Here is a 22275-nt window from a genome sequence, read left to right on the forward strand (position 1 = left end):
GTGGCCGAGTCAGCCCGTTTCGAATTCGCCGTCGACCGCGCGCACGCGAAGGCCGTCGACGAGACGGCTGCGCGGGCACGTCGACGGTGGCGGGTGTCCGCGATCGCGGCCGCGGCGGCAGCGGCGGCGGCAGTCGTCCTCTTCCGCCTCGACCACCCGTGGTCGTACATCCTGTTCGCCGTGCTGGCCCTGGCGACGATCGTGGCGCTCTGGGTCGCCGTCGCGGCGGCGCTGCGATCACGCACCGTCGGCGACCTGTACCAGCACGGAGTTCTGGTACCCGCCGTGGTGGCCGGGACGTGGCGACACGGCGTGGTGCTGTTGTCGCTGATCGACGTGTCGAAACCCGACGTGGAGATCGCCCACATGGCGTTGGTGACCCGTGCGGTGCGCAGACTCCCCGGTCACCGTGACACCGTCGGGGAGAACGTGCCGAGCATCGCCGTACTACGCGACCGCTCCAATCGCGCCGATCCGAACACCTGGAGCGGCGTGGTGCTGCTGCCGCTGGCGTGGGCGACCACCGACCGGTCCGTCATCGCGGAGGCCGATCGCAGCATCGAACAACTCGAATGGGATCTGTTGCACGAGAACCTGTCTCTCGTGGACACCATTCACGCCGCCGAGAACCACCGGCTTCTGATCGACCCGCACGACCTGCCCGCGGAGTTGCTGCACAAGGGACGCGAGGCGACCTAGGTCAGTGCGGGCATGACCTCGCGCTCGAACATCTCGATGCCGCTGCGGTCGTATGCCGCCTCCGGGAAATAGAAGATGCCGTAGGCGAGGCCCTCGTTCTTCAGAGCCGTGAGGTTCTCCACGATCTGCTCGGGTGTGCCGACGCCGGGAAGATCGCGGAACGCCGACAGGGCACCGGCCGCCTTCTCTGCCCCGACGTACTCCGTCATACGCGCTTCGAGCGCTCGAAGACGTTCTTCCACTTCGGCTTCCGTGGAACCGATCGCGACGTTGTAGTTGGCGGACCGGACGATGGCGTCGAAATCGGTTCCGACGGCCGCGCAGTGATCGCGCAGGATCGACGACTTGTGCGTGAACCCTTCGAGGGTTCCGTCGAAGTTGGTGTACTGGGCGAACTTGGCAGCGATCTTCAGCGTCACCTTCTCGCCTCCGCCCGCGATCCACAGCGGAATTCCGCCGGGCTGCAACGGAAGTGGACGCACCAGTGCACCGTCGACCTGATAGTGCTTGCCGTCGAGAGTGGCGGTGCCGGTGGTCCAGGCCTGCATCATGATCTGCACACCCTCGTCCAACCGGCCCAATCTCTCACCAGCAGTGGGGAATCCGTACCCGTACGCACGCCACTCGTGCTCGTACCATCCGCCGCCGATGCCCATCTCGACACGGCCACCGGAAATCAGATCCACGGTCGCGGCCACCTTCGCGAGATAAGCCGGGTTGCGGTACCCCATCGACGTGCACATCTGCCCCAAGCGAACTCGCGACGTCGACGCGGCGAACGCCGCCATCAACGACCACGCCTCGTGCGTCGCCTCGTCGGTCGGTTCCGGCACCGTGTGGAAGTGGTCGTAGACCCACAGCGATTCCCACGGACCCGCGTCGGCGTGCTGCGCGACACCGTTCATCACCGCCCACTGCTCTTCGGGCGCGATGCCCACCAGATCGAGACGCCAACCCTGGGGAACGAACAAGCCGAATCGCATGCACCGATCGTAACTCTGGACGCAACCGGCATCCGGCCTTACCGGGGACGCGACTAGTCTTTGGAGCATGTCGACGCCAGCACCCCGCACGGTGGAGCGTCTACGCCCGTTCGCTCACACCATCTTCGCCGAGATGACGGCTCTCGCGACCACCCACGACGCCGTCAACCTGGGGCAGGGCTTCCCGGACACCGACGGGCCGGCGGGAATGCTCGCGGCCGCTCGTGACGCCATCGCTTCCGGGCTGAATCAATATCCGCCCGGGCCCGGTATGCCGGTATTGCGCCGCGCGATAGCGCGTGACCGGGCCGCGAGATTCGGGATCGAGTACGACCCCGACACCGAGGTACTAGTGACCGTCGGCGCCACCGAGGCCGTCAGCGCCGCGATGCTCGGGCTGGTGGAACCGGGTTCGGAAGTGGTGTTGATCGAGCCGTACTACGACTCCTACGCCGCTGCGGTCGCGCTGGCCGGCGCCGTCCGCAAGACCGTCCCCCTCGTCGCCGACGGAGCGGGATTCGCTGTCGACCTGGATGCGCTGCGCGCTGCCGTCACTCCCGCCACCCGCATGATCGTGGTGAATTCGCCCCACAACCCCACCGGAACGGTGTTCACCGATGCCGAGATCGCGGCCGTCGCCGACGTCGCGCGCGAGCACGACCTCCTCGTGCTGACCGACGAGGTCTACGAGCACCTGGTGTTCGACGGCGGCCACCACACTCCCATCGCCACGCTTCCCGGCATGTTCGAGCGCACCGTGACCGTGTCGAGTGCGGCGAAGACCTTCAACGCGACGGGGTGGAAAACCGGGTGGGCGTGCGGTCCGGCGCACCTCGTCGACGCCGTCCGTACCGCCAAACAGTTCATGAGCTTCGTCGGCGCCGCGCCGTTCCAGCCTGCCGTCGCCTACGCTCTGGACAACGAGCAGCAGTGGGTCCTCGATCTTCGAGACTCGTTGCAGCGCAAGCGCGACATACTCGCGTCCGCCCTGTCCGGCGCCGGCTTCGGTGTCCGAAGCAGCCAGGGCACCTACTTCGTGTGCGCCGACATCGCGCCCCTCGGTTTCGACGACGCAGACACCTTCTGCCGTGCGCTCCCCGAACGCATCGGCGTCGCCGGGGTACCGGTCGACGCATTCGTCGACCATCGCGAACAGTGGAAGACGTTGGTGCGCTTTGCATTCTGCAAGCAGGACGACGTCTTGGCCGAGGCGGCGACGCGTCTCGAGGGCGTACGGTCCGAGGCAGGCTGACCGGGCGTGAGCCACGAAACGACCCGAACCGGCACCATCCCCGTCGAATTCGTCCGCGCGGCGGTGGTTCTGGCGACCGAGACGGGCGTCGACCTGTCCTCCTGCCTCCGGGCGGCGAACATCGACGAACACTTGTTGGTGCGTGACGACGTCCGGCTCACCACGGAACAGGTCACGGCCTTCACGCAGGCGACGTGGCAGCTCACCGGTGACGAACTCCTCGGGCTCGGCTCGGAACCGGTGCGGCGCGGCACGTTTCGGGTGATCTGCCTGACCTTGATCCACTGCCCCGATCTCGGAAGCGCGCTGACGCGGATGCACGAGGTGATCCGCGTCTTTCCCGGAGTGCCGCAATCGATGTTGATACAGGGCGAAACCACGACCCGACTCGAGATCGAACCGACCACGACGCTGCTCGCGGCGAAGGTCTCCCCCGCGTCGGCCGAGATCGCGAGTCGCCTGCAGACGGACTTCCTGCTCATACTCTGGCATCGATTCTCCGCGTGGCTCGTGGGGCGGCGCGTGAAGTTGACGTCCGTCGACATGCCGTACGCCATGCCGGGGACCGCAGCCGCGCGTACCTACGACGACATCTTCGGCACCCGCGTCTCGTTCGGCTCCGACGTCGCCGCACTCGAGTTCGACACGTCCATCCTGCGGTCACCGATCGTGCAGAACGAGGCCTCGCTCGACGACTACCTTCGTGAATCGCCGAATCTTCTGTTCTCCGAACGTGATTACGGTTCCAGCGCGGCGAGCCTGGTTCGCCGAGTTCTGGAAACCGGGGTGCGTGGCCGTACGGCGACGGCGACCGACATCGCCGACGTACTGTCGGTCAGCGCCCCCCACTTGCGCCGCCTCCTGCGTCAGGAAGGCACCTCCCTGGGCGAGCTCCGCGAAGAAGTGTTGCGAGACATGGCAGTTGCCGGACTGGGCCGCGGGGAATCGGTCGACGAACTGTCCGCCCGACTGGGTTTCTCCGAACCGAGCGCGTTCCGGCGGGCGTTCAAACGGTGGACCGGGTCGACGCCGGGGATGTATCGGTAGGGGCTCCGCGCGCACAGCTCAGGTCAGGCAGAACTCATTACCCTCCGGATCGGCCAGCGTGACCCACTCGAACGGGCCTTGCGACCCGTCGTGCAGGAACGTTGCCCCGCGGGCGACGAGACGGTCCGCGACGGCCCGGCGGTCGTCACCGACCCGCACGTCGAGATGCATGCGGTTCTTCGCGGTCTTGGTCTCGGGCACGAGCTGAAACAGCACGCGCGGCCGATCCGGCGTCGTGGGGTCCGTGATGGCCGCGCCGACCTTCCACACGAGCTCCCCTTCGAAGAGTCTGGTGTCGGACTCGTCCGCTCTCCCCCGCTCCACCATGTCTCGGACGAACTGCGAGTCGGTCCGCTCGACCTCCCAGCCCAACGTCTCCGCCCACCACCGCGCCAGCACGTGCGGGTCCAGCGAGTCCACGGTTACCTGGAAGGCGTAGCTCATGGCGGCATGGTAACCGGGGCTGTGCGCGATTTCCGCCCCTCCAGGGCACTAATTCGCACACAGGGGGTGGAGCCCCCTACCCCAGAATCAACTCCGACGCCTTCTCCCCGATCACCACGGACGGCGCGTGGGTGTGTCCGCGAATGATCGACGGCATGACCGACGCGTCCGCGACCCGAAGTCCTTGCACGCCGCGCACTTTCAGCTCGGGATCGACGACGCTGGCGTCGTCGGTTCCCATCCGGCAGGTGCCCACCGGGTGGTAGAGCGTGTGCGACGCACGTTCGAGGGCGGCTGCGAGCACCTCGTTCATGGGAGCGTCGAGAGGCAGGTCGGGGCGGACCCGGTCCCCCAACCGTTCTTTCAGCGCCGGCGCCGAAGCGATCGACTCGCAGATGCGCAGCCCTTCCAGCATGGCGGCGCGGTCGACTCCGTTCTCGTCGCTGAGATAGCGCGGATCGATGATCGGTTTCGCCGTCGGGTCCGCGGAGCGGAGCGTGACGGTTCCGCGGCTTTCCGGCTTGAGCAGGACGGTGCCGACGACTGCCGCGTGCGCGGTGGCCGGAACCAGTCCCTCGTCGAAGAAGGGTGCCGGGCCGAAGATCAGCTCGAGATCCGGGAGTTCCAGATCGGCTCGGCTGCGCGCGAACCCGTACGCCTCGGCGACGTTGGAGGTGAGCATTCCGCGTCGGCGGACGAGGTAGTTCACCAACTCGGGAAGCTTTTCCGCCGCGAAGAGCGAGTCGTCGTCGACGGCGTACCCGAGCAGAGACGCCAGATGGTCGATCAGGTTGGCGCCGACACCGGGTGCGTCGACGAGCACGTCGATTCCGTGCGCCTTCAACTGCTGGGCGTCTCCGATACCGGAGAGCATCAGCAGCTGCGGGGTGTTGATCGCACCACCGGAGAGCACGATCTCCTTGCGCGCGCGGATCGTGTGAGTCTGCCCGTCCTTGACGTATTCGACTGCGACAGCGCGGGTTCCCTCGAAGACCACCTTGGTGGCGAGCGCCTCGGTGACAACGGTGAGGTTGGTGCGCGTCATGGCCGGCTTGAGATAACCGTCCGCGGCGCTCCACCGTGAACCACGCTTCTGGTTCACCATCGTTCTCGACACACCGCGCGGCTCGTCGACGTTGGCCGGTTCGGTTCGGTACCCGACGTGGTCGGCGGCGTCGAGGAACGCGGTGGTGATCTTGCGTGGGCTGCGCTGGCTCGAGACCACCATCGGCCCGTCGGTGCCCCGGACGGGCGCACCGTTCTCGCCGAATCCCGCTGCGTCCTGGATCATTTCGATCTTCTGGAAGTAGCGAGCGACCTCGGAGAACGACCATCCCGACCCGGCGTGCTCGGCCCACTCGTCGTAGTCCGCGGCGAATCCTCGCACCCACATCATGGCGTTGATCGACGAGGAACCGCCCAGCATCTTGCCGCGCGGCCAGTAGATCTGCCGGTCGGCCAGACCCGGTTGCGGCTCCGTCAGGTAGTCCCAATCGACTTCGCTGCGAAACAGTTTGGAGAACCCGGCCGGGATCTTGACGAACTTGTTCTTGTCCTCGGGCCCCGCCTCCAGGACGACGACGTCGTTGCCCGAGGGCGCGCTGAGCCGGTTGGCCAGCACGGATCCGGAGGATCCGGATCCCACCACGACGTAGTCTGCGACCGCCGGTGACGACACGCGATCAGCCCCGCAACGCGGACGCGAAGAGCGCCGGAAGCTTCGTCCACGACGGCTTGCCGGCGAACGCTGTCATGAGCCGGCCCGTCGCAGCGGCCGTCTTGTTGGTGACGAACCACGGCGGCTTCGGAGTCAGTGCCATCTCGCGATTGAGCAGCGACCGCGGCGCGGGGCGGAACGGGCCGCGCGCGACCGTGCGCTCGGGGCGCTCGATCAGGTACGCGTTGTGCACCACACCGATCCCGCTCTGCACGTCGTCGAGAGTGTGGCCGGGGAACGCACCCCACGGGGCGCCGGCGGTCAGGAACCCGAGGGCGGTCCATGCGTTGACCGCGATGGTTCCGTACTTCAGCGACTCGATGAGCGTCTCGAGTTCCGAGCCCAGTTCGGCGAGCGTGTCGGGGTGGGCGACGATGTTCACCCCGAGGGTGCCGACGAAGTCCTCGTTCGCCGTGGCCACCGCGCGACGGGCGAATTCCTTACCGCTGTAGGGCAACTCGATCACTCCGATGACCGGCGAGAAGTACTCGGTCTGCAGCAGCGGGGCGTACGTTCCGGGATCGAGATCGGTCACCAGCACCCGGCCACCGTTCGGGCCGCGGCGCTCGGCGTTCGGGAACGACGCCGTGGCCGATGCGACGCGTGAGTCGGACCCCGGGTAGTAGGGCTCGCGGGCCGGTGCGTCGTCCAGGGCCTTGCGAAGCGCGCTCAGGAACTCGTCCTTCTGCGGCCAGTCGGCGGCCACGACCACCACCTGCGACGCGACGCAGTTGTAGCCGCCGTTGTGCAACCGCTGTGTCGCGACGTGCTCGGCCTGGAAGGCGATGTCGGCCGGAGTCCATTTGCCGGGAAGCACGATGGTCGGAGACACGCCGCCGAGCTCGCTCGAGATGGGCTTGTCGAGCACCGCCTCCCCGCTCGCCTTGCGCTTCGCACCGTCCGGTCCGGTGCCGAAGACGATCGCGTCGTGGGTGAGCGAGCTGCCGGTCATGTGCACGTGTGCGACCTGCGAGTGATGTACGAGGTAGGTGCCGACGTCGGCACCCCCGGTGAGGATGCGCACGGCCCCGATCTCGACGAGCGGTGCGAGCACCTTGCGCAGGACGGGCAGCATCGGATCCATGATCGGGTTGAGCTTCAGCGCGACCACGCGGTTGAACGCGAACAGCTCGTACAGCGCGTCGAGCGGCGCGATCGAGGTGATGTTGCCCGCGCCGAGAACGACGCCGATTCCGCCGGTGGCGGTCGGGTCCTTCTGGCCGAGACCTGCGGTCTCACGAGCCTCGGCCGCGGTGACGCCCGGTTCCAGCCACACCTCCGCGGTGTAGCCGCTGAGAAGCAGCGAATCCCAGGTGGTCATGGGAAGCACCTTGACCGTGGTGCGGCCACCGGGTGCGGTGCCGAACTTGGCGTCCGCGAGCGGACTCTGCCCGGATTCGAGCTTCGCGATGCTCTCGGCCAGGAGAGTCGACGCGGTGATCATCGAGTAGGGCCCCGACAGCCATTCCTCTCCGACGAGCGGAGACGACGGGTTCAGCTTCTTGACGCCCGTTGCGGCGTCGACCCACTCGGTGGCGTGCTGCGAGGAGAGTGCGCGGATCCGGTCGAGCAGAGCCCGACGGCGCGCCAGCGGGAGCGCCGCCCACGTCTTCTCACCCTCGGCGAGGTCGTCCAGTGCAGCGTCGACGTCCGGGAAGCGCTGCGGAGTCTCGGTGTCGGGGGTCTGAGTCGTCATGGGTCGATTGTGGTCTTTTTTCGTGATCTGTGCCATAGGCGGCCGCTGGCAAAGTGGCCCGGGCCGTCTGTGCCGCCGCACAATCACCCTCTGGCGCAGCCGGGGCGGGGGCGGTTTAGCGTTGCGGTCCATGACCGCTCTCGCCGCGCACAGCCCGGATGCACCCGACGGCCCCTCCCCGGCCGATCTCGCGGCCGGTCTGCTGAGCTCGGCGGACGCGCTCTGCGACGAGCTGGTCGACCGCATCCTGAGCGCAGAGCACTCCTATCAGGAGTCGACGCGGTTGACTCGCGAGCAGCTGCGCGGTGCGTGCATGGACAACATGGTGTCGATGCTGCGCACGTTGTCGGAATCGGCGCCGCTCGACCTCGACTCGGCTCGCGCGGCGGGTCGGCTGAAGGCCGAGCAAGATGTTCCCCTGGCTGCACTGTTGCATGCGTTCCGTCTGGGCGGCCGCATGATCTGGGAGTCGTTGATGGGGCTCGCCGACGGCCGAGCCGATTCGTCGTTGCTGGCAATGGCCGCCGAGGTGTGGGCCGTGGTCGACGTCTACTCCGACGCGGCGGCCGACGCCTACCGCGAGGCGGCCGACCTCAGAGCCCTCGAGCACGTCGATTCCCGACGGATGCTGATACGCACTCTGTTCGGTGATCGCGGATCCGATCCGTCCGCGGTGCAGGACGCCCTGCGGGCGTTCCTGATTCCCGAGACCGGCACGTTCGTCGTGGTGTCGGCGGAGGTGTCGGGCGCCCGCACCACCGCGACCGCGGAATCGGCCGTGAACGCCCTCGGCGTGGTGTCCGTGTGGGACACCGCCGTCGACGGTCACCTCGGACTGCTGTGCGCGGGATCGGCGTCCGAACTGAGCGCCGCCGTGGACGCGGTGGGTTCGTTGTACGGGTCACGGGTCGGAGTCAGCGGCGCGTTCGGCCGCGCCCACGCGACTGCGAACGCCGTCGAGGAAGCCCGCTTGGCACGGCGCTGCGCACCGGCCGGGTCGAGCCGAGTGGTGCGGTACGACTCGGAGCCGGTGTCGCTTCTCCTCGTTCGCAATCCCGACGCCGGATCCCTTGCCGCACAGCAGATCCTCGGACCCGTACTCGATCTGCCGGCCGAGGAGCGTGACAATCTCCTCGGTACGCTCGACGCGTGGTTCGAATCCCGCGGCTCCACCGCCGCGGCGGCGGAGAGGCTCCACTACCATCGCAACACGATCCTGTACCGGCTGAAGCGAATTCACGACCTGACCGGCCGCGATTTCTCGAACCCTGTGGACGCCGGCGAACTGCTCGTCGGGCTGCGATCGGCGCAATTGCTCGAATGATCGAACGCATGTTCGACGGTGCGCTATGCTGGACCCATGACAGGTGCACTTCAGGCATCGCTGTTCGATGTCGAGCCCGACGGTCCGAGCTTCTCCGATCTCGGCTCGACGGTGCGTCGCACACATCTGAGCGACGATGCGTGGATCGACGTCGCCCCGGGGTGGATCAGTGGGTCGGACTCGCTGTTCACGTCGCTGGTGGAGCGGGTGCCCTGGCGTGCCGAGCGGCGACAGATGTACGACCGGGTGGTCGACGTCCCCCGCCTCCAATGCTTCTACTCCGACACGGCCGATCTTCCCGAACCCTTTCTGCTACAAGTCAAGTCGGCTCTCGACGCGTACTACCGCATCGAGCTCGGCGAGGAGTTCACCACTGCGGGCCTGTGCTACTACCGTGACGGCGAGGACAGCGTGGCGTGGCACGCCGACGACGCCGGGCAATCCGGGCGCCGTTCTCGAACGAGCATGGGCCGGGGAGCAACCGAGGACACGATGGTGGCCATCGTCTCGCTCGGCGCTGCCCGTCCCCTGTTGCTCCGCCCACGCGGGGGCGGAGCGTCGATCCGGCACAGCGTCGGCCACGGGGACCTGCTGGTGATGGGCGGTTCGTGCCAACGCACATGGGAGCACTGCGTTCCCAAGAGCGTTCGGCCCACCGGTCCCCGCATCAGCGTTCAGTTCAGGCCGCGCGGCGTGCGCTGACCGCGGCCCCGAGCACCTCGAGCGCCTCCACCGTCGAGTCCCACCCGAGGCATGCATCGGTGATGGACTGCCCGTAGGTCAACCGGCCCGTGCCGAGGTCCTGGCGACCTTCGACGAGGAAGCTCTCCGCCATCACTCCGGCAATCGACTCGTCACCCAGCGCGACGCGACGTGCGATGTCCCCCAGCACCTCTCGCTGACGCAGATGATCCTTGCCGCTGTTGCCGTGGCTGGCGTCGATCACCACACGCTGTGACAATCCGGCACGTCCGAGACGGGCCGCGGCGTCCCCGACGGAGTGGGTGTCGTAGTTCGGGCCGTTCGATCCGCCGCGCAGGATGACGTGAGCATCCGGGTTGCCGACCGTTCCCATGGACGCGAGCCGTCCCGACAGGTCGGTTCCGAGGAAGCGGTGCGGGGACGATGCCGAGACCACGGCATCGACGGCCACCTGCACGTCACCGTCCGTCGCGTTCTTGATTCCCACCGGCATCGGCAGACCGCTGACCATCTGTCGATGCACCTGACTGGCCGCGGTGCGCGCGCCGATCGCTCCGTATCCGATCAAGTCGGAGAGGTAATCGGACGACGCCGGGTCGAGGAACTCGCCGGCCGTCGCCAGGTCCAGTTCCACGATGTCGCGCAACAGTGTTCGGCCCGAGCGCAATCCGGTCGCGATGTCGTGCGAGCCGTCGAGGTGCGGATCGTTCAGCAACCCCTTCCACCCGACCGTCGTGCGCGGCTTCTCGAAGTACACCCGCATGACCACCTGCAGTCGATCGCGTTGTCGCCGAGCCTGTTCGGCGAGACGGTGCGCGTAATCCAGTGCCGCCAGAGGGTCGTGCACCGAGCACGGACCGACGACCACCAGCAGGCGGTCGTCTCGACCGGCGAGGATGTCGGATGCCGCGGTGCGTGCGTCGCGAACCGCGTCGCGGGCGACGGCGGTCACCGGCACGTCACGGCGCAACTCGGCCGGCGTGGGAACGGGATCGCACGAGGCGATCCGGGAGTGATCGAGCAATGACGTTGTCATGAGTGGTCCTGTCGAATACGGACCGGCGCTGCAGCACTCTCCAGAGCCGGTCGTGCCGGCTCTTCGTGGTGGAGGTGGTCAGCGCATGGTTCCGCTGACCGGACCACCGAGGGCCGGCCTGCTGAACCAAAAATATGCTCGCTGCACGCCGACACAGTAGCAAAGCGCGTTTCGTCGCCGCCCCCGGTGGCTATCCTTCGCCGATGACCAAGGGCGAAAACATCGCAAATCGTGCCCAGAACACCGACACCTTCGAGAAGGCCGCTCGCGCCGGACACGCGGTGAGCGGATTCCTTCATCTCCTGATCGCGTACATCATTCTCCGGCTCGCATTCGGGCAGGGCGGTAACGCCGATCAGTCCGGCGCTCTCGGCGAATTGGCGGCCAAGCCGGGTGGTCGTGTCGCGCTGTGGATTGCGGTGGTCGCGTTCGTCGCCCTGGCCCTGTGGCGGGTGATGGAAGCGATCGTCGGAAAGAAGTCCGACGCCGATTCGGGAAGCGCTCTCGATCGCCTCAAAGCAGGGGCACTCGCAGTGGTCTACTTCGGTTTCGCGTTCTCCGCCTTCGGATTTGCTCGCGGAACGGGAAAGTCGAGTGGTGGACAGAACGCCGGGTTGTCGGCGCGTCTGATGCAGTCGGGCCCGGGCACCGTCGTGCTGGCCGGTGCGGGTGTCGTGGTGGCGGCGGTCGGCGGATACCACATCTACAAGGGACTCTCGCGCCGCTTCACCGACGATCTGACGACGAACCCGAGCTCGGGCGTGCAACTGCTGGGAGTGCTCGGGTACACGGCGAAGGGTCTTGCCCTCGTCGGTGCGGGCGTCCTGGTCATCGTTGCCGCCGCTACGTCCGATCCGAGCAAGGCGACGGGGATCGACGGGGCCGTGAAGGAGCTCGGCTCACAGCCTTTCGGACAGGTGCTGTTGATTCTGGCCGCAGTCGGCATCGCGCTGTACGGCCTCTACGCCTTCGTGCTCGCTCGGTACGCTCGGATGTAGGTTGTGCACAACTGAATTGTGCACTACAGTTTCAGGAGTGAGCGACTTCGTGGCCTTGGATCAGCAGGTGTGCTTCGCGCTCTACTCGGCCTCGAGGGCCACCACTGCGGTCTACCGACCGTTGCTGGACGAGTTGGGTATCACCTACCCGCAGTACCTCGTCCTGCTCGCACTCTGGGAGCAGGACTGCTCGACCGTCGGAGAGCTCGGGCAACAGCTCGCGCTCGACTCGGGCACGCTGTCTCCGCTTCTCAAGAGACTGGAACAGGCGGGTCATGTGACCCGTCGGCGCTCCACCCGCGACGAACGTCGCGTCGAGATCGTGCTGACCGACACCGGTTCCGCACTTCGGGAACGCGCGCGCGTGCTTCCGGAATGTCTCTTCGCTGCAGCGGGATTGACCGAAAACGAGATGACGGAGCTCGCTCACCTTCTCCGCAGAATGACGGGCTCGCTGCGCGATTCCGTCGCCCTCTCACCGAAAGGCACATCATGAAGACTCTCTACACCGCCGAGGCACTCGCGACCGGAGACGGCCGCAACGGCCACGGACGCACGTCCGACGGCAAGGTGGACGTGAACCTCGCCGCACCCAAGGAGATGGGCGGCAGCGGCGACGGCACCAACCCCGAGCAACTCTTCGCCGTCGGCTATGCGGCCTGCTACCACTCCGCGCTGCGCATGATCTCCAAGGGCGAGGGCGTGAACATCGACGACTCGTCCGTTGGCGCGCAGGTCAGCATCGGCCCGAACGACGCAGGTGGCTTCCAGCTCGCCGTCGTCCTCGAGGTCACCCTCCCGAACGTCGAGCACGACAAGGCGCAGGAACTTGCCGACAAGGCCCACCAGGTGTGCCCGTACTCGAACGCGACTCGGGGCAACATCGACGTGACGATCACCGTCGCCGACGACTGATCTGCTCGACCTTCGCCATGCCGACCCCTCCGCTCCCCATTCGCGACGGCCTCGGGCCGTCGCGAATTCGGCTGCCGGACCCGCCCGTCGAGTACCCGACCGTCGTCGACTATCTGACCGACCGCTTTCCCGCAGACGCTCGCCGGCTGCGCGAGAAGGTGGCCGCCGGTGAGGTGGTCGACGCGGCGGGGGTACCGATCGACGATCGAACGTCCATCGTTCCTCGCACGGACATCTACCTCTATCGCGATCCGCCGATCGAGCCCGTGGTTCCGTTCGCCATCGACGTACTGCACCGCGACGATGCGCTGGTGGTGGTGGACAAACCACACTTCCTGGCGACGACGCCTCGCGGGCGGTTCGTCGTGCAGACCGCGCTCGTACGGCTTCGGCGCGATCTCGGCATCGCGGAATTGAGTCCCGCTCATCGACTCGACCGCCTGACGGCAGGTGTCCTGCTGTTCACTGTGAGGCCCGACGTACGCCGGGCCTACCAGGAGATGTTTCGACACAGGTCCATGTCCAAGACCTACGAGGCCATCGCGCCGTATCGCGCGGACCTGAGCTTTCCCCGGACCGTATCGAGCCGAATCATCAAGGAGCGCAGCAATCATCAGGCTGTGGAGATCCCCGGTGAACCGAACGCGGTGACGACCGTCGACATCGTGCGCCGCGACGGAGACCGCGCGCTCTACCGACTGCATCCACACACGGGCAAGACGCACCAACTGCGCGTGCACATGAACTCGCTCGGTCTGCCGATCGAGGGTGACCCGCTGTACCCCACCGTCACCGACGTCGCGGTCGACGACTATCGATCGCCGCTTCAGTTGCTGGCGCGCACAATCGAATTCGTCGATCCGCTGAGCGGCGAACCCCGCCGGTTCTCGTCGACGCGGACGCTCGCCTGGTGACCTGCTGCGTACGGTGACATGTCACCACCGGTATTTCGGACTTCGCGCATCGACCCATCTCCTACGATGCAGTCATGAAACTTGCCACCGCCGTCATCTCCGCGTCCGCCGCTGCCGCGCTGCTCCTCACCGGGTGCAGCTCGGAGGATCAGCAGAACGCGTCCGACACCGCGAACAACCTGCTCACATCGGCCAACAATGCTGCCGGCGGAGTGGTCAGCTCGGTCGAGTCGGCCGCTCCCGGAGTCAAGTCCAGCGCTGCGTCCGTGGCCGAGAACGCGGGTGGCCTGTTCGACGACGCCAAGGGCGCCGCATTCGTTGCCGCCTACCGGGCCCAGTTCTCGTCGCTGGCGGACGGCAAGAGCGACGACGACATCAAGGGCTTGCTGACGAGCACTTGCCAGCAGATCTCCGACGGTGCCGACGAGTCGGCCGTGGTGACCAGCATCGAGCAGAACGCGACCAACAACGGCACCGCGCCGAGCGCCGACGACGCCAAGAAGATCTACGACCAGGCAAAGATCGCCTGCCCCTGAGCGGAGCCGCCACAGCTCGTACGTTGCTCTATCGGTACCTGCTGTAACGAACCGACCGCTCGTGCCGACATGCGGGTAACTCGCCACGCGGCGAGATTTAACCGACGGCGCAGCACGGTTTCGAGGTAGTTCACATGTCTTTGTCACATCCGTCTCGGCGAGTCGTCGCCGGTATCGCCGCTCTGGCTTCGCTCGGCATCGTCGCCGCCGGTGCGGTCGCTTTGTCCGGTGTCGAGACGAGTTCGACGCTTCCCGGCGTCGAACTCGTCTCGACATCCACGTGCTACGACATGGTCAGCATCGGCATCGGCGGCCGTAACGGCGCTCCCGGCGCCGGAGTCAAGCTGCTCACCGACGCCAACGGCAACCCGCTGCCCGCCGCGCTGTCCGACGACTTCGAGTCCGACTGGGTCGACGAGGTGATGCGCCCGGCCGACAACGCAGTGAGCCCCGACTCGTACGCCGCGATCTACCTCCAGTACCCCGCGAACATGTCGTCGTACGACAACGCCGTCGACGCCGGGGTGTCCAACGCGAAGTCCGTCATGTCGGCGATCTCGGCGTCATGCCCCAACACCCGCTTCGCCATCGTGGGCTACAGCGAAGGAGCGGACGTCGCGCGCCGCACCGCCATGGACGTCGGCAACCAGACCCCGACGAACGGCAAATACGCCATCGTCGATCCGGCCAACGTGGTCGGCGTGGTGATCCTGGCCGACGCAGGCCGGCAGGTCGGCGAGGGCCCGTTCCCCGGCGCCCAGAACCCGTACAACCGTCCCGACAACTTCGACACGAACTACCAGAAGAACGATGTCACCGCGACGGGCGCCGGCGCGCTCCCCGGCACGTCCGGCAGCTTCGGCGCGCTCGACGGCAAGGTCGCCTCGTTCTGCTCCGGCGGAGACCTGACCTGCTCGCTCCCCGAGAGCACCAGCATCATCCACCTGCTGGCCAACGTGGGTCGACAGGTGAACGTCGACGCCTTCGAACGTGAAGGACTGACACCGGCCACCGCAGCGGACGTCGCCACCGTCATCGGCCGGGTCGCGTTCTTCGCGCTCAACGACATTGCGCAGCAGCCGAACTGGCTCGCCGGCGACGAGACCTTCCTCGACGTTCTCATCAAGGTGTCCGAGCCGGGTTACGACCCGAGCCAGGCCGCGACGCCGGTGGCGAAGTCCGAGTCGACGACGCCGATCGACAGCGACCAGGCCGCCAACCTCGCCTACCTGCCGTCGAAGTTGTTCAAGGAGGTCGTCGGTCTCATCACCGACAACCAGAACACGATCCCGATCCTGATGAACGACCCCTACGGCCTCACCCTCGGCCCCGGTGTCGGACACCACTTCGACTACTGGCGCGACTCGGACCCCGTGAACGGCAAGCCCCTGACGTCGGCGCAGTACGCCGCAGCGTGGCTCACCCAGCTCGCGAAGGACGCACAGGCCAAGAAGCCGATCACCAGCCCGGAGGTCAAGCAAGCCGCCCTCCGCACGGTGCAGGCCGATCCGGTTGCTGCCGTCGCCGCAGTTGCGGCCGTGGTGTCGGACGAGACGACGGCCGACGAGAACACGACGAGCGCGGCCACGTCCACCACAGGCACGTCCACTGCGGCCACATCGACCTCGTCAACACAGTTGCCGTCGACGACCGAGCCGACAGCCACATCGTCCGAGGCCACTTCGTCGAACGATGTTGCACCGCTGACGGATCCGGCGACCACGACTCCCCTGTCCACGGAGGAGACTGCCGCACCGACCTCCACCACGGCAGTGTGCCAGACCGCTGCCGCCGAGGTCACTCCGACGGAAACCTGCCCCGCACCCACCGGCGTGCCGGCCTCCTAGAGCGAGGACATCACCACCGCAGCAGCATCTTTCGGATGGGTGAAGGGCCACCAGTGGCCCGCATCGACCTCGATCACTCGGAGCGTCGGTATCCAGTTCTCGAGGCCCTCCGCGAGATTCGGAGACAGAAAGCGGTCACGGGTGGGCGCGACAACCGTCGTCGGCACGTCGCACGCCGGCGCCGGTCCGGTCGCGAGGCGCCTGAACAGATTGCGCCGGTAGAGCGCGATGCCTCGCTGCTGATCCGAACGCGTCGGTGTCGGCTTGCCCTCGGAGCCGAGTGCCGCGAGCAGCGTCGGTGCCCGTCGACCGAGTCCGGGGACGTGAAAGGCGAACACGTACCAGGACCTGCACAGCTGCGCCGCAACCGATGCCCACCGATTGGGACGGGCCATGCGGGCACGCGAGAGCTGCCGAAGGTGGTCCAGACTCGGGCCGGACACCGAGGTGTACGACGCGAAGGTCGTCACCGCCCGCGGCGACGACATGGCCTCCCACATCTGCAGCGACCCCCAGTCGTGCGCGACGACGTGGACCGGTCCGGTGCGCTCGGGTATCGAGGCCACCACCGCATAGGCGTCCTCGGCGAGCCGCTCGATCGAGTTGTCACGCCCGTCGTCGGGAACGCTCTGACCGCTGCCCCTGGTGTCGTACGCGATCACCCGTACCGAGTCGCCCAGCTCGGCGATCATCGGGTCGAACATGTGGTGATCGTCGGGATACCCGTGCACGAGAAGGACTGTCGACGGGGCACGCGGGTTGCCGTACTCGAAGACGGCGAGGTGCGCGCCCGGTACACGAACCGTCCAGGCTGTCATCCGGTTTCCGTCAGGGACTGCACAGTTCCCCCGCGCAACAGGTGGGCGATCATCTCGAGCCGCATGTCCTCCTGCTCCGGCTGCGGGTGCACCACCGCTGCCAATGCCTCCCCGTCGAGAAGGTGGACCACGGTGAAGATCACCGTTTCCAGGTGGTCGGCGGCGACCATTCCCGCGATCGGCAGCGTTCGGGCGAGCTGCACGATCTCACCGTGGTAGCGGATCGTGAACGGTCGCAGTCGGTCTCGAAGCTCGGCGTCGGAGCGGGCTGCGGTGAGCAGTTCGTACCAGGCACCGTTGATCGGGGCACGGCACGCCGCTCTCAGCAAAGTGAGGCAGTGCTCGACGGATGCGCTGCCGAACGCGGCCAGGCCGCGGCGGAACTCGACAAATTGCCGTCGCCGAACCTCGTCGGCCGCGGCGACGACGAGATCGAGCCGAGTGTCGAAGTGCCGGAACAGCGCTCCCGACGAGACGCCGGCGAGGGTGACGATTTCGTTCACCGTCGTTGCGGCGTAGCCCTTCTCGTACAGCGCGGAGATGGTGGCGTCGAGAAGTTTCCCGATGGTTTCGGTGCGCCGCTCCTGTTGAGTGGGGCTCACACACGGTCCTTCGCGCGGGGCGCGGTCCGCACTCCGGCGCGCAGGAAGCTGCCCGCTCGCTCGGATACACCGAACCACGGCGCGAAAGTGCCGCCCGAGAACACGACTCGACCCGCGATCAGGGTGGCGGTGACGGCGCGGTCGTTGCGGTTGACCATTCGGCTCAGTCCACCGAATTCCGGCATGGTCTCCTCGCGGTAGGCGGTGACGTCGGCGTCGAGGCCGGCCGGGTCCACCACCACGATGTCGGCACGGTCGCCCACCCGCAGGTGGCCAGCGTCCACACCGTAGAAGTCGGCGAGTTCCGCGCTCAACTTGTGCACGGCCTTCTCCACGGACATGAAGGGTCGACGGTCTCCGCGCGCCTCGTTCACTCTGTGCAGCAGCCGGATTCCGAAGTTGTAGAACGCCATGTTGCGCAGATGCGCACCCGCGTCGGAGAATCCGACGGTCACGCCGGGCTGACTGATCAGCTTGTCCATCTGCTTCTTGCGATGGTTGGCGATGGTCGTGTGCCACCGCAACGCACGGCCGTGCTCGACCACCAGATCGAGGAACGCGTCCACCACGTGCACCCCTCGCTCGGCCGCCACCTCGGCGATGTTCTTGCCGATCACCGACGCGTCGGGGCACTCGGTGATCTGTGCGTCGGCGAAGTCGCGGTGCCACACGCGGGAGGAGAACTTCTTCTCGAAGTCCGCCCGGAACCAGCGCCGATAGGCTTCGTCGGCCAGCAACTCGTTGCGCCCCAACTCTTCTCGCAGGTGCAGCGCCGCCCGTCCGGAGCCGAACTCCTCGAAGACCACGAGGTCGATTCCGTCGGAATAGACGTCGAACGTCGTCGGCAGATGTTGCCAGCGGAACTGACCCTTGCCCGGACCGTTGACCACGCGGGCGAGAGGCCCGAAGATGCGGTGAATCCAGGGCGATGCCTTGGCGTCGGCCGCGGCGAGCAGCGACGTCTTGAGCGGCGTGCGGCCCAGCCCGGTGGCCGAGGCGAGGAAGAAGATCATGTCGTACTTGGTGTTCAGGTTCGGGATGCTCTGCAGCAGGCGGCCGCGGCGGCGCAGAATCTTGTGCAGCCCACGGAACTCGCTCCACCGGGCGTAGGACGACGGCAACGACCGCGACCGGTATCGGTCGCCGTCGAGCTTGTCCCACGGGTTCGTCATCGTCGACATGCCCAGCATCCCGGCGTCGAGGGCCTTCTCGAGCGCGTCCGTCATCGCCGCCCACTCCTGGCGCGTGGGCTTCTGCGTCCGATCGGTGGAGCGGTCGAGTCCCATGACTCGCGCTCGCAGATCCGAGTGCCCGACCAGAGCAGCGATGTTGGGGCCCAACGGAAGTCGTTCGAGCGCCTCGATGTACTCCTCGGGGGTCGCCCACGTCTTGTGGGTGTCGACGGCCTTCAACACGTGATCGCGCGGGAGTGCTTCGACGCGGCTGAACAGATCGGCGATGTCGACCGGAGTGGAGTAGAGCGTCGAGAGCGAGCAATTGCCGAGCAGCACGGTTGTGACGCCGTGCCGCACGGACTCCTCCAGACCGGGGCCGACGAGCACCTCTGCGTCGTAGTGGGTGTGGACGTCGACGAAGCCGGGCATCACCCATTTCCCGGACGCGTCGACGACCTCGGTCGACGCACCGATCTCCAGTCCGGTGGCCGACACCGCCCGCACGACGCCGTCGACGATCCCGACGTCGGCGCGAACACCGGGACCACCGCTCCCGTCGTAGACGGTTCCGCCGGTGACAACCACGTCGTATTCGCTCATGTGACCTCCATCACTCGATGAAGTCACCGTAACTTAGAGAGTGATCGCTCGCAATAGTCGGCTGCGACTGTCGGTGGCCGCGTCTACCGTTGATCGCATGACCGACACCGAGCGTCGTGCCGCCTGCCAGGGCGTGGTCCCTCCCTTCCTCCTCGAGCGCATTGCCGAACAATCGAGCCGGCCCAGCGCGCGGCTGAACACGGCCGCCGACGGTGCCCGCCGCACGCTCGCCATCGACTCGGAGATGCGTGACCGGCGAGTGTCCCCGTCCCCGCGTCGCACCGCCGTCGCGGCCGGCCCGGGCGGGCTCACGCGCACCATCGCCGACGCACAGGGCAAGCAGGAACTTCCCGGCGTGGCGGTGCGCAGCGAGGGCGATCCCGACACGGGCGATGCAGCGACCGACGAGAGCTACGTCGGACTGGGTGACACGTACACCTTCTTCCGCGATGTGTACGACTGGTCCAGCCTCGACAACAAGGGACTCCCGCTGGACGCCACCGTCCACTACGGGCAGGACTACGACAACGCGTTCTGGGACGGCGAGCGCATGGTGTTCGGCGACGGTGACGGCGAGGTCTTCACCCGGTTCACCGTGTCCGTCGGCGTCATCGCACACGAATTGACCCACGGATTCACGCAATTCACCTCGCGCCTGGAATACGTCGGGCAGTCCGGCGCGCTCAACGAGTCCGTCTCCGACGTCTTCGGCGCCATGGTCGAGCAGTACGCGAAGAAGCAGACCGCCGCCGACGCGTCGTGGCTCGTCGGTGAAGGCCTGTTCCTTCCGGCCGTCCAGGGCCGTGCGCTGCGGTCGATGCTCGAGCCCGGCACGGCCTACGACGACGACGTTCTCGGCAAGGATCCGCAGCCGGCCGACATGGCCGGATACGTCGAGACCACCGAGGACAACGGCGGCGTCCACATCAACTCCGGCATCCCGAACCGCGCCTTCGCGGTCGCGGCGCAGGCCCTCGGCGGATCGTCGTGGGAGCGGGCCGGACGAGTCTGGTTCGACACCCTCACCTCCGGCACCCTCTCGCCGACGGTGGACTTTGCCGGGTTCGCCGACGCCACCCTGACCACGGCCTCCACTCTGTTCGGAACCGAGTCCGATGTTCACCGCGCCATCTCCGGAGCATGGTCTACCGTGGGTGTCGATCCGGCTGACAGCGCGACCGGCCTCCGGCCTTCCCGCGGAGACGCGGCAACCAGAAAGACCTGATCGAGATGGACATCGTGGTGGTGCGCAGCGGCGGTGTCGCCGGCATGACCCGCCGCGGTTCCGTCAACCTGGACCAGCTCGGCGAGCGCGCTCCGGAATGGCAATCACTCGTCCAGGAGTCGCTACCCATCCTCGACCGGTTGGCCGATTCCCCTGCGGACCGTGTGCCCGACGGTTTCGTCTGGCAGATCGGCGTCGGTGACCGCAGCTGCGAGATGTCCGACTCCCATCTCACCGGTCCGCTCCGCGAACTCGCCGAGCGGACCCTGCGGGAAGGCCGGCGCTAGCGGCACGGTCCGGCGGGCCGGTCGTCGAGAATCGTTCGCGCCGTATGACGCGCGGCGTTGAATTCCCACCACGCGTCGTCGCGGATGTCGATTCCGCGGAGCGCGCACCCCCGGACGGAGCGGCCCAAACCGTCGAGGGCCGGAACCGCGTCGGCCGACAGGGTCGACAGGTACGCCGTGTCGATCCGACCGGTCGCCTCGTAGCGATCCACGCTGCGTTCGGCGATGTACGCATCGGGATCGATTGCCGCAACCACCAGCACCGCGACTGCCCCGCTCATCAGAACGGTGCGCGGCAACCACCGTGCGGACATCCGCACGCCCGCCAGGATCAGGATCACGAACACCACTCCGAGCCACAGCTCGACGGCCATCACTGCCAGCCGCAGACGGGTGTATCCGAACTCGTTCTCGTACAGCGCCATTCGATGTACGGCCGACGCCACCACGACCAGGGTCAGCAGGCACAATCCGCCCAGCGCCACCCGAGCCAGCCTTCGATCCCGCGGCGATGTCATATCGATGCGGCGGATCACGATCGCCACCACGCCGAGAACCAGGGCAGTCACGATCAGCAGCTGCCAGAACCCGGATCGTGCGTAGGTCGCGTAGGTCAGACCCGGCTCCGCCACCACGTGGTCGTCCCCACCGAAGAAGGTGTCGAGCTGAACTCCGACGAAGACTGCGAACACGGCGTCGACCGCGAGTACCGGAATCGCCCAGTCCCAGCGAGGTCGAGCGCGCGGCCGGGGTGGTGCGACGCGGTCGAGCTGCGGTCGATGATCGAGGACGTAGCGCGCCGTGAGCACCAGAGCGGTGACCGTCACGAGCATCACCGTCCGGGCCACTCCCACGTCGACCCGCCACGTCGGAACAGCCGCTTCGATCACATCGGCGAACTTGTCGTCCGCACTGGCGAACAGAACGCCGAACACCAGCACGAGCACGAGCGTCAAACCGCCCACGACGAGGATCCTGCGCACCGGATACTGCCGTCGCTCATCGGCTTTCGGTCGACCGCGATCGACCCAGAACGCCGTGCGCACGGCGCCTACGATCGGCATCACCGGTGCCAGGACCAGCGCGGTCCACGTTCGGCCGGGCACCAGCGCGGCGCCCGCCGCAGCGGCAGCAACAACTGCGGCAGTGGCCGTCAACCACCCCGAATCGCGGACGCCGGCGACACCGAGCAGTACGAGAGCCGTTGCGGCCCAGACTGCCCCGAGTGGATCGACTGCCCGACGTCCGGACGCGGCAACGGCGGCGACCACGGCCACGGCGGTCAGCACGAAGCCGATGGAGGGCACGCCCGGATCGAGAACGAGCATGGCGACTGCGCCGGCCGCCACCGCGGCAGCGATCACCCGAACCGACGCGCCGTCGGTCTCGTCGTCGGGCGCGGGCCACAGCAGGGGGTACTTGTCGACAGTGACGGTCATGGAGATCTCCTGTTTTCGA

The 22275-nt window shown here is 67.2% G+C and carries 22 protein-coding genes; 13 read left to right on the forward strand and 9 right to left on the reverse strand.

The genetic code is table 11. The features are described 5' to 3' along the window. Complete coding sequence (locus AC59JP_RS07835) at positions 1-699, forward strand: DUF3239 domain-containing protein (RefSeq protein WP_497325172.1); 699 nt, start codon at positions 1-3, stop codon at positions 697-699. On the opposite strand, the gene AC59JP_RS07840 is transcribed toward AC59JP_RS07835, so the two are convergent. After that, positions 696-1682 carry an LLM class F420-dependent oxidoreductase gene (locus tag AC59JP_RS07840; RefSeq protein WP_497325173.1) on the reverse strand — a complete coding sequence of 329 codons (987 nt, stop codon included), beginning with the start codon at positions 1680-1682 and terminating at the stop codon, positions 696-698. The two genes, AC59JP_RS07835 and AC59JP_RS07840, sit on opposite strands and share 4 nt — an antisense overlap. 67 nt (positions 1683-1749) lie before the next feature. Between AC59JP_RS07840 and AC59JP_RS07845 the strand changes: the two genes are divergently transcribed. Beyond that, positions 1750-2934 (forward strand): pyridoxal phosphate-dependent aminotransferase, encoded by a 1185-nt coding sequence (locus AC59JP_RS07845; RefSeq protein WP_497325174.1) that lies wholly within the window; start codon positions 1750-1752, stop codon positions 2932-2934. Positions 2935-2940: 6 nt separating this feature from the next. Next, a complete protein-coding gene (locus AC59JP_RS07850; RefSeq protein WP_497325175.1) occupies positions 2941-3981 on the forward strand; it encodes an AraC family transcriptional regulator in 1041 nt (346 codons plus the stop codon). 18 nt (positions 3982-3999) lie between these two features. Here the strand turns inward: AC59JP_RS07850 and AC59JP_RS07855 are convergent, their stop codons facing one another. The 3 genes from AC59JP_RS07855 to AC59JP_RS07865 all read right to left on the reverse strand — a co-directional run bounded on the left by AC59JP_RS07855 (position 4000) and on the right by AC59JP_RS07865 (position 7838). After that, positions 4000-4425 carry a VOC family protein gene (locus AC59JP_RS07855; RefSeq protein WP_497325176.1) on the reverse strand — a complete coding sequence of 142 codons (426 nt, stop codon included), beginning with the start codon at positions 4423-4425 and terminating at the stop codon, positions 4000-4002. 76 nt (positions 4426-4501) lie between these two features. Continuing rightward, positions 4502-6103 (reverse strand): GMC family oxidoreductase, encoded by a 1602-nt coding sequence (locus tag AC59JP_RS07860; RefSeq protein ID WP_497325177.1) that lies wholly within the window; start codon positions 6101-6103, stop codon positions 4502-4504. Positions 6104-6107: 4 nt separating this feature from the next. Next, on the reverse strand, positions 6108-7838 hold the full coding sequence (locus AC59JP_RS07865; RefSeq protein ID WP_497325178.1) for an aldehyde dehydrogenase family protein: 1731 nt from the start codon (positions 7836-7838) through the stop codon (positions 6108-6110). A gap of 130 nt (positions 7839-7968) precedes the next feature. Between AC59JP_RS07865 and AC59JP_RS07870 the strand changes: the two genes are divergently transcribed. Then, positions 7969-9162: a PucR family transcriptional regulator gene (locus tag AC59JP_RS07870; RefSeq protein ID WP_497325180.1), complete on the forward strand. Its 1194-nt coding sequence runs from the start codon at positions 7969-7971 to the stop codon at positions 9160-9162. 36 nt (positions 9163-9198) lie between these two features. Beyond that, complete coding sequence (locus AC59JP_RS07875; RefSeq protein WP_497325182.1) at positions 9199-9864, forward strand: alpha-ketoglutarate-dependent dioxygenase AlkB; 666 nt, start codon at positions 9199-9201, stop codon at positions 9862-9864. Here AC59JP_RS07875 and AC59JP_RS07880 read toward each other — a convergent pair. Continuing rightward, entirely contained in the window at positions 9842-10900 is a 1059-nt protein-coding gene (locus AC59JP_RS07880; protein ID WP_497325184.1) for a 3-deoxy-7-phosphoheptulonate synthase, read from the reverse strand. The genes AC59JP_RS07875 and AC59JP_RS07880 overlap by 23 nt on opposite strands. 203 nt (positions 10901-11103) lie before the next feature. Between AC59JP_RS07880 and AC59JP_RS07885 the strand changes: the two genes are divergently transcribed. The 6 genes from AC59JP_RS07885 to AC59JP_RS07910 all read left to right on the forward strand — a co-directional run bounded on the left by AC59JP_RS07885 (position 11104) and on the right by AC59JP_RS07910 (position 16110). Continuing rightward, positions 11104-11898: a DUF1206 domain-containing protein gene (locus tag AC59JP_RS07885; RefSeq protein ID WP_497325186.1), complete on the forward strand. Its 795-nt coding sequence runs from the start codon at positions 11104-11106 to the stop codon at positions 11896-11898. A 37-nt stretch (positions 11899-11935) separates the two neighbouring features. Beyond that, positions 11936-12394, forward strand: coding sequence for a MarR family winged helix-turn-helix transcriptional regulator (locus AC59JP_RS07890; RefSeq protein ID WP_497325187.1), 459 nt, complete (start codon positions 11936-11938; stop codon positions 12392-12394). Beyond that, on the forward strand, positions 12391-12813 hold the full coding sequence (locus AC59JP_RS07895; protein WP_497325188.1) for an organic hydroperoxide resistance protein: 423 nt from the start codon (positions 12391-12393) through the stop codon (positions 12811-12813). Before AC59JP_RS07890 ends, AC59JP_RS07895 begins: the two co-directional genes overlap by 4 nt. Positions 12814-12830: 17 nt before the next feature. Next, positions 12831-13727, forward strand: a complete 897-nt coding sequence (locus AC59JP_RS07900) for a pseudouridine synthase (RefSeq protein WP_497325189.1) — start codon at positions 12831-12833, stop codon at positions 13725-13727. A gap of 74 nt (positions 13728-13801) precedes the next feature. After that, a complete protein-coding gene (locus tag AC59JP_RS07905; protein WP_497325191.1) occupies positions 13802-14263 on the forward strand; it encodes a hypothetical protein in 462 nt (153 codons plus the stop codon). A gap of 134 nt (positions 14264-14397) precedes the next feature. Next, positions 14398-16110: a cutinase family protein gene (locus tag AC59JP_RS07910; RefSeq protein WP_497325192.1), complete on the forward strand. Its 1713-nt coding sequence runs from the start codon at positions 14398-14400 to the stop codon at positions 16108-16110. On the opposite strand, the gene AC59JP_RS07915 is transcribed toward AC59JP_RS07910, so the two are convergent. From AC59JP_RS07915 to AC59JP_RS07925, 3 genes are read right to left on the reverse strand one after another with little or no spacing between them, the layout of a single operon-like run. Beyond that, complete coding sequence (locus tag AC59JP_RS07915; RefSeq protein ID WP_497325193.1) at positions 16107-16928, reverse strand: alpha/beta fold hydrolase; 822 nt, start codon at positions 16926-16928, stop codon at positions 16107-16109. The genes AC59JP_RS07910 and AC59JP_RS07915 overlap by 4 nt on opposite strands. Next, a complete protein-coding gene (locus tag AC59JP_RS07920; protein WP_497325195.1) occupies positions 16925-17530 on the reverse strand; it encodes a TetR/AcrR family transcriptional regulator in 606 nt (201 codons plus the stop codon). Before AC59JP_RS07920 ends, AC59JP_RS07915 begins: the two co-directional genes overlap by 4 nt. Next, on the reverse strand, positions 17527-19305 hold the full coding sequence (locus AC59JP_RS07925; protein ID WP_497325196.1) for an N-acyl-D-amino-acid deacylase family protein: 1779 nt from the start codon (positions 19303-19305) through the stop codon (positions 17527-17529). Before AC59JP_RS07925 ends, AC59JP_RS07920 begins: the two co-directional genes overlap by 4 nt. 97 nt (positions 19306-19402) lie before the next feature. Between AC59JP_RS07925 and AC59JP_RS07930 the strand changes: the two genes are divergently transcribed. Then, positions 19403-20530, forward strand: coding sequence for a M4 family metallopeptidase (locus AC59JP_RS07930; protein WP_497325197.1), 1128 nt, complete (start codon positions 19403-19405; stop codon positions 20528-20530). Between the two features lie 5 nt (positions 20531-20535). After that, complete coding sequence (locus tag AC59JP_RS07935; protein WP_497325198.1) at positions 20536-20817, forward strand: protealysin inhibitor emfourin; 282 nt, start codon at positions 20536-20538, stop codon at positions 20815-20817. Here AC59JP_RS07935 and AC59JP_RS07940 read toward each other — a convergent pair. Continuing rightward, the gene (locus tag AC59JP_RS07940) at positions 20814-22256 is read right to left on the reverse strand and encodes a DUF4153 domain-containing protein (RefSeq protein WP_497325199.1); all 1443 of its coding nucleotides are present in this window, start codon (positions 22254-22256) and stop codon (positions 20814-20816) included. The two genes, AC59JP_RS07935 and AC59JP_RS07940, sit on opposite strands and share 4 nt — an antisense overlap. Between the last annotated feature and the right edge of the window lie 19 nt (positions 22257-22275).

The sequence above is a fragment of the Rhodococcus sp. 320_ES genome (genome assembly GCF_059691855.1).